Annotated in this window: 9 protein-coding genes; 5 read left to right on the forward strand and 4 right to left on the reverse strand. The window is 72.5% G+C overall.

The window, feature by feature from the left end:
• Window positions 1-18: 18 nt before the first annotated feature.
• A complete protein-coding gene (gene dhaL, locus ACZ6EM_RS26620; protein ID WP_401055566.1) occupies window positions 19-657 on the forward strand; it encodes a dihydroxyacetone kinase subunit DhaL in 639 nt (212 codons plus the stop codon).
• Between the two features lie 10 nt (window positions 658-667).
• Here the strand turns inward: dhaL and ACZ6EM_RS26625 are convergent, their stop codons facing one another.
• Window positions 668-1,840, reverse strand: a complete 1,173-nt coding sequence (locus tag ACZ6EM_RS26625) for a PP2C family protein-serine/threonine phosphatase (protein ID WP_452180204.1) — start codon at window positions 1,838-1,840, stop codon at window positions 668-670.
• 182 nt (window positions 1,841-2,022) lie between these two features.
• Here ACZ6EM_RS26625 and ACZ6EM_RS26630 point away from each other — a divergent pair, with 182 nt between their 5' ends.
• The gene (locus ACZ6EM_RS26630; RefSeq protein ID WP_380550273.1) at window positions 2,023-2,241 is read left to right on the forward strand and encodes a heavy-metal-associated domain-containing protein; all 219 of its coding nucleotides are present in this window, start codon (window positions 2,023-2,025) and stop codon (window positions 2,239-2,241) included.
• A 66-nt stretch (window positions 2,242-2,307) separates the two neighbouring features.
• Complete coding sequence (locus ACZ6EM_RS26635) at window positions 2,308-4,566, forward strand: heavy metal translocating P-type ATPase (RefSeq protein WP_465773396.1); 2,259 nt, start codon at window positions 2,308-2,310, stop codon at window positions 4,564-4,566.
• Between the two features lie 100 nt (window positions 4,567-4,666).
• Here ACZ6EM_RS26635 and ACZ6EM_RS26640 read toward each other — a convergent pair whose 3' ends face one another.
• From ACZ6EM_RS26640 to recD2, 3 genes are all read right to left on the reverse strand, one after another.
• Entirely contained in the window at window positions 4,667-5,386 is a 720-nt protein-coding gene (locus ACZ6EM_RS26640) for an SDR family NAD(P)-dependent oxidoreductase (protein ID WP_380550267.1), read from the reverse strand.
• A 557-nt stretch (window positions 5,387-5,943) separates the two neighbouring features.
• Window positions 5,944-7,233 (reverse strand): citrate synthase, encoded by a 1,290-nt coding sequence (locus ACZ6EM_RS26645; protein ID WP_401049637.1) that lies wholly within the window; start codon window positions 7,231-7,233, stop codon window positions 5,944-5,946.
• 225 nt (window positions 7,234-7,458) lie between these two features.
• Window positions 7,459-9,696 carry an SF1B family DNA helicase RecD2 gene (recD2, locus tag ACZ6EM_RS26650; protein WP_465773397.1) on the reverse strand — a complete coding sequence of 746 codons (2,238 nt, stop codon included), beginning with the start codon at window positions 9,694-9,696 and terminating at the stop codon, window positions 7,459-7,461.
• A gap of 183 nt (window positions 9,697-9,879) precedes the next feature.
• On the opposite strand from recD2, the gene ACZ6EM_RS26655 reads away from it, so the two are divergent.
• On the forward strand, window positions 9,880-10,671 hold the full coding sequence (locus ACZ6EM_RS26655) for a VOC family protein (protein WP_401049641.1): 792 nt from the start codon (window positions 9,880-9,882) through the stop codon (window positions 10,669-10,671).
• A gap of 115 nt (window positions 10,672-10,786) precedes the next feature.
• The gene (locus ACZ6EM_RS26660) at window positions 10,787-11,248 is read left to right on the forward strand and encodes a GNAT family N-acetyltransferase (RefSeq protein ID WP_465773398.1); all 462 of its coding nucleotides are present in this window, start codon (window positions 10,787-10,789) and stop codon (window positions 11,246-11,248) included.
• Window positions 11,249-11,352: the final 104 nt, after the last annotated feature.

Below are 11,352 nucleotides of genomic sequence, written 5' to 3' on the forward strand. Positions count from 1 at the left end.
CGCACCGAAGGAGACCCGATGGACTTCGACACCCCGCTGGCCGAGGCCTGGATCCGAGCGATCGCCGCGGCCGTCGAGAAGGAGCAGTCCCGGCTCACCGAGCTGGACTCCGCGATCGGCGACGGCGACCACGGCAGCAACCTCCGGCGCGGCTTCGCCGCCGCCCTGACCGCCCTGGACGGCCTCCGGCCGGCCGGCCCCGGCGCCGTCCTCACCAGGACCGGCAGCACGCTCATCTCCAAGGTCGGCGGCGCCTCCGGCCCGCTCTACGGCAAGGCCTTCCGCGCCATCGGCGCCGCCCTGCCCGAACCGGCCGGGCCGGCCGACGTCGCCGAGGCCCTGTCGGCGGGCCTGGACGCCGTCCGCCTCCTCGGCAAGGCCGAACCCGGCGACAAGACCATCGTGGACGCCTGGACCCCGGCCGTCGCCGCGTTCCGCGCGGCGGCCGCCACCGGCGCCGGCCTTCCCGCGTCGGCGGCCGCGGCCGCCGACGCCGCCGAGCAGGGCGCCCGCGACACCGTCCCCCTCCGGGCCCGCAAGGGCCGCGCCTCCTACCTGGGCGAACGCAGCATCGGCCACCAGGACCCGGGCGCCACCTCCACGGCCCTCGTCTTCCGCACCCTCGCCGACGTCACCGCCGACGTCACCGCCGCCTGAGCGCCGTCCCTCACCCGTCCGTCCGCGCGATCAGCAGGAGCAACGCGTCGTCCCGCAGCTCCCCGCCGGTGTGCGCCAGCAGGTCCGCGTACACCCGGCCCACCGCGGCCTCCAGCTCCCCCGCCGAGCGCGCGGCTCCCCCCACCAGCGGCCCGACCCGCTCCGCCAGCGGGTAGAACTCCCCGCTCGTGCGGTGCCGCGCCTCGATCACCCCGTCCGTGCAGAGCACCAGCACGTCCTCCTCGCCGAACGGCTGCCCCCACGTGGTCGGCTCCCCCGCCGCCAGCCGGCCGAGGCCCAGCGGCACCCAGGGGTCGGGCGCGTGCAGCACCTGCGCCCGCCCCTCGGGGTCCACCCGGATCGGCGGCACGTGGCCGTACTGCAGCAGTTCCATCGCCCCCGGCGTACGGAACTCCGCGAACAGTGCCGTGGTGAACTCCCCGTCCGGCACGTGCCGTTCGACGCTGGCCTCGATCCGCGCCGCGACGCCCCGCAGCCCGGTCTCGTCGTACGCCGCCTCGCGGAACGCGCCCAGCACCACGGCCGCGGTCTGCACCGCCGCCAGCCCCTTGCCCCGGACGTCCCCGACCGCGACCCGGGTGCCGTGCGGCGTCTCCAGCACCGAGTACAGGTCGCCGCCGATCCGTGAGGCGTCCGCCGCCGACACGTACCGCACCGCGAGCCGCAGCGGTCCGACGGTCGGCCCGGGCAGCTGCAGCAGCGCCCGCTGAGCGGCCTCGGCGACGGAGCTGACGGCCGCGAAGGCCGCCGCGCGCCGCATCCGGATCTTGGCGACCCAGGCCGAGAACAGCGTCAGGACGACGTAGCTGACCATCGCCCCGTACAGGAAGCGGGCGTCGTTGATGTTGTCGACCTCGTCGTAGTGGCTGAGCCCGAACACCGTGACCAGCCCGAGCGCGCAGACCAGGAGCAGCTCGCCGGGTTTCAGGGTCAGCGCCGCGACGGTCGGCACCACGGTCATCAGCGGGGCCAGGTAGCGGTCCTTGCCGGAGAGGAAGTCCGCGAGCCCGACCAGCAGGACGGCGATCAGCGCCGGCGTGGCGCGCCGCCAGAACGGGACGTCCTGGAGGTCGGCGGCGAGCAGGGCGCCGCGCTGCCGGTCCGGCGGCAGTCCGGCTGCCGTGGGGGCCGAGGGAGACTGGGCGCGGCGGAGCGGAAACACATATCGAACATAAGGGACGATCACGGAGGAGGCCCGACCGGCCCGGCTCCCCGCGCTGCGGAGCATTCCGCCCCACCGCCTCCGGGAATACCCTAGAGGGGTATGGTGTTGTCGCAAGAGTCGTTGCCAGCGCCGCGTCCCGGACGAACACCCGGGCCGCCCGGACCTCCCGGAGGCCTCCGATGTCCACCACCATCACCTACACCGTGTCCGGCATGAGCTGCGGCCACTGCGAGAAGGCGATCAGCGAGGAGGTCTCCGCGCTGGCCGGGGTCACCGGGGTCGCCGCCGACTCCACGGCCGGTACCGTGACGATCTCCTCCGCCGCCCCGTTGGACGACGAGCAGGTGCGCGCCGCGATCGACGAGGCCGGCTACGAGCTGGTCGGCCGCAGCGCCTGACCCACCCGGCACGGTGGGGGCCGCCGCGGCGCCCCCGCCGGCCGCCCGACCGAGGAGCTGATCCGCATGAGCACGTCCACCCCGGACCTCGGGGCCCGGGACCGGGTCGAGCTGTCGATCGGCGGGATGACCTGCGCCTCCTGCGCCGCCCGGATCGAGAAGAAGCTCAACCGGATGGACGGCGTCGAGGCCACCGTCAACTTCGCCACCGAGAAGGCCCGGGTCGACTTCGGCCCCGGCACCACGGTCGAGGAGCTGATCGCCACCGTCGAGCGCACCGGCTACACCGCCGAGGTCCCCCCGCCGCCGGCGCCCGCCGCCCCCGAGCCCGAGCGGACCGCTCCGACCGGACGCCCCGACACCCTGCGGGACCGGCTGCTGATCAGCACCGTCCTCGGCGTCCCGGTGGTCCTGCTGTCGATGGTGCCGGCCCTTCAGTTCGACAACTGGCAGTGGCTGGCCTTCGCGCTCACCGGCCCGGTCGTGGTCTACGGCGGCCTGCCCTTCCACCGCGCCGCCTGGACCAACCTGCGGCACGGCGCCGCCACCATGGACACCCTGGTCTCGCTCGGCACCCTGGCCGCCTTCGGCTGGTCCTGCTGGGCCCTGTTCCTGGGCCACGCCGGCATGCCCGGGATGCACCACGACTTCTCGCTGTCCGTCGGCGACACCGACGCCTCCGCCACGCTCTACCTGGAGACCGCCGCCGCCGTCACCGTGCTGATCCTGCTCGGCCGCCACCTGGAGGCCCGCTCCAAGCGCCGGGCCGGCGCCGCGCTGCACGCCCTGCTCGACCTCGGCGCCAAGGACGTCGCCGTCCTGCGGGCGGGCCGGGAGGTACGGCTGCCGGTGGACCGGCTGACGGTCGGCACCCGCTTCGTGGTCCGCCCCGGCGAGAAGATCGCCACCGACGGCGTGGTGGTCGAGGGCGCCTCGGCCGTGGACGCCTCGATGCTCACCGGCGAGTCCGTCCCGGTCGAGGTCACCGTCGGCGACGCCGTCACCGGCGCCACCGTCAACGCGGGCGGGCGCCTGGTGGTCGAGGCCACCCGGGTCGGCGCCGACACCCGGCTGTCCCGGATGGCCCGGCTGGTCGAGGAGGCCCAGAACGGCAAGGCCGCCGCCCAGCGGCTGGCCGACCGGATCTCCGCCGTCTTCGTCCCGGTCGTCATCCTGATCGCCCTGACCACCCTGGTGGTCTGGCTGCTGGCCACCGACAGCCCCACCGAGGCCTTCACCGCCGCCGTCGCCGTGCTGATCATCGCCTGCCCGTGCGCCCTGGGCCTGGCCACCCCGACCGCGCTCATGGTCGGCACCGGCCGCGGCGCCCAGCTCGGCATCCTGATCAAGGGCCCCGAGGTGCTGGAGACCACCCGCAAGGTCGACACCGTCGTCCTCGACAAGACCGGCACCGTCACCGCCGGCCGGATGGCCCTGGTCGCCGTGCACACCGCCGAGGGCGTGGACCGGGCCGAGGCGCTGCGACTGGCCGGCGCCGTCGAGCACGCCTCCGAGCACCCGATCGCCCGGGCGGTCGCCGAGGCCGCCACCGAGGCCGGCGAACTGCCCGCCGTCACGGACTTCCGCAACGTGCCCGGACGGGGCGTGGAGGGCGTCGTGGCGGGCCGCACGGTGGTCGCCGGGCGTGAGGCCCTGCTGGCCGACCGTGCACAGCACCTGCCGCCCTCCCTGGCCCGCGCCAAGTCCGCCGCCGAGGCGGCCGGCCGCACCGCGATCGCGGTCGGCTGGGACGGCGAGGCGCGGGCCGTGCTGGAGGTCGCCGACGCGGTCAAACCGACCAGCGCCGAGGCGATCGGCAAGCTGCGCGCACTGGGCCTGACCCCGGTGCTGCTGACCGGCGACAACCGGCTGGTCGCCGAGGCCGTGGCGGCCGAGGTCGGCATCGCTCCGGAGCACGTGATCGCCGAGGTGCTCCCCGAGGACAAGGTCTCCACCGTCAAGCGGCTGCAGGCCGAGGGCAGGGTCGTGGCGATGGTCGGCGACGGCGTCAACGACGCGGCCGCGCTCGCCCAGGCCGACCTGGGCCTGGCGATGGGCACCGGCACCGACGCCGCCATCGAGGCCGGCGACCTCACCCTGGTCCGCGGCGACCTGCGCTCGGCGGCCGACGCCATCCGGCTCTCCCGCAGGACCCTGGGCACCATCAAGGGCAACCTGTTCTGGGCCTTCGGCTACAACGTGGCGGCGATCCCGCTGGCCGCGGCCGGCCTGCTCAACCCGGTGATCGCGGGGGCCGCGATGGCCTTCTCCTCGGTCTTCGTGGTCACCAACAGCCTGCGGCTGCGCCGCTTCCGGCCCGCCTGAGCCCGTACACGCCGCAGGCCCCGACCGGTTCCGGTCGGGGCCTGCGGCATGTCTCGACGCCCGGCGCCCCGGGGTTCCGGCGCCCGAACGTCCCGGCGGCTCAACGCCCCAGCAGCTCGCCGCCGTTGCAGTGCAGGATCTCGCCGGTGATGAACCCGGCCTCGGGCGAGGCCAGGAAGTGCACCGCCGCCGCGACCTCGCCGCTCTCGCCGATCCGCCCGAGCAGGGTGCGGGCGGCCCGGCGGGCGACCTCGGCCTCGTCCAGCCGCGGCCCGAAGAACTCGGTGCCCGCGACGGTGCCCGGCGCGACGATGTTGGCGGTGATGCCCGAGGTGCCCAACTGGGCGGCCAGGAAGTGGTTCCAGGCGTGCAGCGAGGCCTTCGCCGCGCCGTACGAGCCGGCCCCGCGCAGGGCGGCGATGGAGCTGACGGTGACCACCCGGCCGGAGCCCGGTGTGAGCCGGTCGCGGACCGACTCGGTGAGCAGCACCACGGTCAGCACGTTGCGCTCGAAGTCGCCGCGCCAGCGCGCCAGCAGGGCGTGCGGCCCGCCGCCGACCACGGTCTCGCGGCTGCCGGCGTTGTTGATCAGGACGTCGATGCGCTCGGGCAGTTCGGCGAGCGCGGCCTCGACGGCGTCCGGGTCGGCGAGGTCGCACACCAGCGGGGTGACGTTCGGTCCGAGGTCGGCCGCGGCCTTCTCCAGGACCTCCCGGCGGCGCCCCACGATCACCACGTGGTCGCCGGCCTCGACGAACCGCCGCGTGACTTCGTACCCGATTCCCGTGCCACCGCCGGTGACGACGACGTTCCTGGCCATCTGCGCACTCCCTCCCCAGTTCCGCCGTCGCGCGGCGAATGTGCGCGACGGTCCGTACCGGAATGCCACGATTCCTATCACGCTCGGTTGCCGTGACTGCGGGGAGGGTGACGTCCCGCGCGAGCGAAGGTGTGATATGGGCGTGGTACGACACGCACACGGAGCGTGGCGAGAGGCAGCTCACACCCCCCGGGCGTAACTTCTCGCACCCTGATACGTCTTAGGTTGGTAGTGCGGCAGTTTTTCCGATGGGCGGGGACACGCTGAACGGCAATGTGTCCCCGCGCTTCCAGGACTGTCGCCGACGGGGCTCCGGCGGGCCCCGGGAACGGTCGTCGAACCCGACGGCCTTCGCGCACGACGCCGGGGTCCTGGCGGGCCTGGGACGCTTTGAGCGGCCGTCCCCGGCTGCGGCCGACCCCGGAGTCGTGCGCCGTACGGTTCCGTCCCCGCGCGGGCCCTCGGGCGCGCCACCGGGACGCGAAGGGGCCCGGCCGCTCGACAGCGGCCGGGCCCCTCTCAGCTTCCGCGCGGGCCGGTGGTCGGCTCCGCCACGGTCAGCGGGCGTCCAGCGGGACGTAGTCGCGGATCGCGGTGCCGGTGTAGATCTGGCGCGGACGGCCGATCCGGCTGGTCGGGTCGTTGATCATCTCGTGCCAGTGGGCGATCCAGCCCGGCAGCCGGCCGAGCGCGAACAGCACGGTGAACATGCTGGTCGGGAAGCCCATGGCGCGGTAGATCAGGCCGGTGTAGAAGTCCACGTTCGGGTACAGCTTGCGCGAGATGAAGAAGTCGTCCTTGAGGGCGTGCTCCTCCAGCTTGAGCGCGATGTCCAGCAGCTCGTCGCTCTTGCCGAGCTGGCCGAGGACCTCGTGCGCGAGCAGCTTGACCTGGGCGGCGCGCGGGTCGAAGGCCTTGTAGACCCGGTGACCGAAGCCCATCAGCTTGACGCCGGCTTCCTTGTTCTTCACCTTCGTGATGAAGGCGTCGACGTCGCCGCCGTCCTTCTGGATGCTCTCCAGCATCTCCAGCACGGCCTGGTTGGCGCCGCCGTGCAGCGGGCCCCACAGGGCCGAGATGCCGGCCGAGATCGAGGCGAACAGGTTGGCGTGGCTGGAGCCGACCAGGCGCACGGTGGACGTCGAGCAGTTCTGCTCGTGGTCCGCGTGCAGGATGAGCAGCTTGTCCAGCGCGTTGACGACGACCGGGTTGAGCTCGTAGTCCTCGGCGGGGACGGCGAAGGTCATCCGCAGGAAGTTCTCGACGTAGCTCAGGTCGTTGCGCGGGTAGACGAAGGGCTGGCCCATCGCCTTCTTGTACGCGTACGCGGCGATCGTCGGCAGCTTGGCGAGGAGGCGGACCGTCGACAGGTGGCGCTGGGCCGCGTCGAACGGGTTGTGGCTCTCCGGGTAGAACGTGGACAGCGCGCCGACGACCGAGGACAGCATGGCCATCGGGTGGGCGTCCCGCGGGAAGCCCTGGAAGAAGCGCTTGACGTCCTCGTGCAGCAGGGTGTGCTGGGTGATCTCGCGGTTGAACTCCGCCAGCTGGTCCGTGTTGGGCAGCTCGCCGTTGATCAGGAGGTACGCGGTCTCGATGAAGCCGCCATCGGAGGCGAGCTGCTCGATCGGGTAGCCGCGGTACCGCAGGATGCCGTTGTCACCGTCCACGAAGGTGATCGCGGACTTGTACGCGGCGGTGTTACCGAAGCCGTTGTCCAGGGTGACCAGGCCGGTCTGCGGGAGCAGCTTCGAGATGTCGAAGCCGGAGTTGCCCGCAGTGCTCTCGACGACGGGGTACTCGTACTCGCCGTCCTGGTACCTCAGTACTACCGAGTTGTCGCTCACGTCTTCCTCACCGACGAAATGAATCCTCTTCCAAGGTGCCCTGACTGTCTCTACCATCCCCCATCCGGAGGACAGTCGCGCACCCGGGGTGGCCCGAAAGGGCCCGCCCCTACAAAACCTGCCGCCGCAGCCGGTACGAACCGGACAAGATCGGCACCACCCTAGGCTCTGCCGTAAATCTCTTCACGTCAAGAGAACATTAGAGGCAACCATCCCGTTGGATAATCATCCAGCTGTCAGTCGATGGTCGAGCGCGGTGTGCCTCCGACCTGCGCTGACGGCCCGGACCGCCTGCCCGATCGCCTTGCGTGACCCCACCAGCACCACCAGTTTCCTCGCCCTGGTCACAGCGGTGTAGAGCAGATTTCGCTGGAGCATCGTCCAAGCGGACATGGTGACCGGAATCACCACGACCGGGTACTCGCTGCCCTGCGAGCGGTGGATCGTCACCGCGTACGCGTGGGCCAGCTCGTCCAGTTCGTCGAAGTCGTACGACACCTCCTCGTCCTCGTCGGTGAGCACCGTCAGCCGCTGGTCGTCGACAGCCAGGGCGGTCACCACTCCCACTGTGCCGTTGAAGACACCGTTGCGCCCCTTGTCGTAGTTGTTGCGGATCTGGGTGACCTTGTCCCCCACCCTGAACGTGCGCCCGCCGAAACGGCGTTCGGCCAACCCCTCCCGGGCCGGCGTCACCGCCGCCTGGAGCAGGGTGTTCAGGTTCCCCGCGCCCGCCGGGCCGCGGTGCATCGGCGCCAGCACCTGCACGTCCCGGCGCGGGTCGAAGCCGAACTTCTGCGGGATCCGGCGCGCCACCACGTCCACCGTCAGCCCGGCCGCCCGCTCCGCGTCGTCCTCGGCGAACAGGAAGAAGTCCGCCAGACCGTCCGTCAGCGGCGGCCTGCCCTCGTTGATCCGGTGCGCGTTGGTCACCACGCCGGACTGCTGGGCCTGCCGGAAGATCCTGGTCAGCCGCACCGACGGGATCGGCCCGCCCTCGGCCAGCAGATCCCGCAGCACCTCCCCGGCGCCCACCGACGGCAACTGGTCCACGTCCCCCACGAACAGCAGGTGGGCCCCCGGCGGCACCGCCTTGACCAGCTTGTTCGCCAGGATCAGATCCAGCATCGAGGCCTCGTCGACCACCACCAGGTCCGCGTCCAGCGGCCGGTCCCGGTCGTACGCGGCGTCCCCGCCCGGCTTCAGCTCCAGCAGCCGGTGCACCGTCGAGGCCTCCACCCCGGTCAGCTCCGCCAGCCGCTTCGCCGCCCGGCCGGTCGGCGCCGCCAGCACCACCTTGGCCCGCTTCGCCAGCGCCAGCGTCACGATCGACTTCACCGTGAACGACTTGCCGCACCCCGGACCGCCCGTCAGCACCGCGACCTTCTCGGTCAACGCGAGCCGCACCGACTGCTCCTGCTCCGGCGCCAGTTCGGCCCCGGTCCGCTTCGCCAGCCACTCCAGCGCCACCGGCCAGTCCACGTTCCCGAACCACGGCATCCGGTCCGCGTCCGACCGCAGCAGCCGGACCAACTGGTTGGCCAGCGAGATCTCCGCCCGGTGGAACGGCACCAGGTACACCGCCGTCACCGGCAAGCCGCCCTCCCCCGGGACCGCCTCGCGCACCACCCCCTCCGCCGCCACCAGCTCCGCCAGGCAGTCGATCACCAGCCCGACGTCCACCTGGAGCAGCTTCACCCCGTCCGCGATCAGCCGCTCCTCCGGCAGGAAGCAGTGCCCCTGGTCGGTGCTCTGCGACAGCGCGTACTGCAGGCCGGCCTTCACCCGCTCCGGGCTGTCGTGCGGAATGCCCACCGCCTGGGCGATCCGGTCCGCCGTCAGGAAGCCGATGCCCCACACGTCCGAGGCCAGCCGGTAGGGCTCGTTGCGCACCACCCCGATCGAGCTGTCGCCGTACTGCTTGTAGATCCGCACGGCCAGCGAGGTGGACACCCCGACCCCCTGCAGGAAGACCATCACCTCCTTGATGGCCTTCTGCTCCTCCCAGGCCGCCGCGATCTTCTTCGTCCGCTTCGGCCCCAGCCCCGGCACCTCGATCAGCCGGCCCGGCTCGTTCTCGATCACGTCCAGGGTCTCCACCCCGAAGCGCTCCACGATCCGCTCGGCGAACCGCGGCCCGATCCCCTTGATCAGCCCCGAGCCCAGGTACCGCTGGATCCCCTGGACGGTGGCGGGCAGCACCGTGGTGTAGTTCTCGACCGTGAACTGCCGCCCGTACTGCGGGTGCGAACCCCACCGCCCGTGCAACCGCAGCGACTCGCCGACCTGCGCCCCCAGCAGCGCGCCCACCACCGTCAGCAGGTCGTTCGCGCCCCGCCCGGTGTCCACCCGGGCCACCGTGTAGCCGGTCTCCTCGTTGGCATAGGTGATCCGCTCCAGCACGCCCTCGACCTGCGCGAGCTGGTGCGGCACCTGCTGCCCGGACTGCGCCGCCTGCTTGCTCACCGGACCCCCTTCGACCGGTACGGGTGGATCAATGCCGCTACGCACCGTACCGCCCCGTACCGACAGCCCCGGAACCCGTTGCCTGCCGTGCACCGCCCCGGCCGAGGTGCCAGGCTGGGAGGGACCGAGGGGGACCGCCGTCGACCGCGCCCGCCCGGGCCCCGTCCGAGGAGCAGTGCCGCCATGCTCAACACCGACTTCCGCCCCGGTTCCCCGGACTGGCTCGACCTGAGCAGCCCCGACACCCGCGCGTCCGTCGACTTCTACACCACGCTGTTCGGCTGGACCTTCGACTCGGCCGGTCCCGAGGCCGGCGGCTACGGCTTCTTCCAGCTCGACGGCCGGACCGTCGCCGCCCTCGGCCCGCTCCCCGACGAGGCGACCCCGCCCGGCTGGACGCTCTACTTCGCCACCGAGGACGCCGACCGCACCACCGCCCTGGTCGAACAGGCCGGCGGCCGCGTCCGGTACGCCCCCTTCGACGTCTTCACCGCGGGCCGGATGGCCGGCTGCACCGACCCGACCGGCGCCGACTTCGCCGTCTGGCAGCCGCACGACACCCGCGGCCTGGACCTCGTCACCGAGGAGGGCAGCCTCTGCTGGGCCGAGTGCTACAGCGTCGACGCCGAACGCGCCAAGTCCTTCTACCGCGCCGTCTTCGACTGGCAGGAGCAGGACGTCCCGCTCGGCGAGCTGATGTACACCGTCCTCACCCCGGCCGGCGGCGGCACCGACGACGCCCACGGCGGCATCATGCAGCTCGGCCCCGAACACACCGCGCGCGGCACCGGCTCGCACTGGCTCCCCTACTTCGAGGTCCCCAACACCGACGCCAGCCTCGCCATCGCCGCCACCCTCGGCGCGACCGTACGGATCCCGGCCATGGACGTGCACGGCGTCGGCCGTCTGGCCCAACTGGTCGACCCGCACGGCGCCGTCTTCGCCGTCATCACCAGCACCAAGCCCGGGGAGTGACGGCCGATGGGGCCCACGCCCCTCGGGACCCACGGCCCTTCAGAAGGGCCGTGAAGGGGTGCTACGGGCGTAGACAGGGTGTGGTGGCCGCCTCACATGCTTCTAGTCTCTGATCATGACTGAAACGGCTGTTCTGACGATCCGACGGGCCACCGCCGACGACCTGCCGGCGATCGTGGCCATGCTGGCCGACGACCCACTGGGCGCCACCCGCGAGAGCCCCGACGACCTCACCCCCTACCGCGCCGCCTTCGCCCGCCTCGACGGCGACCCCCACCAGCACCTGGTCGTCGCCGACCGGGCCGGCCGCACCGTCGGCACCCTGCAGCTCACCGTCGTCCCGGGCCTCTCCCGGGCCGGCGCCACCCGAACGATCATCGAGGGCGTCCGCATCCACACCGAGGAACGCGGCAGCGGACTGGGCACCGACCTCATCCGCTGGGCCGTCGACCGCTCCCGGGAACTCGGCGCCGACCTCGTCCAGCTCACCTCCGACGCGACGCGCACGGACGCGCACCGCTTCTACGAGCGGCTCGGCTTCACGGCCTCGCACGTCGGGTTCAAACTCAAGCTCTGACAATCGCCGGGAAACGCGAAGAACCCCCATCCGGATCCCGGATGGGGGTTCTTCTGAAGAATTGTTCGGCGGCGTCCTACTCTCCCACAGGGTCCCCCCTGCAG

Source organism: Kitasatospora sp. NPDC041917 (genome assembly GCF_055589745.1).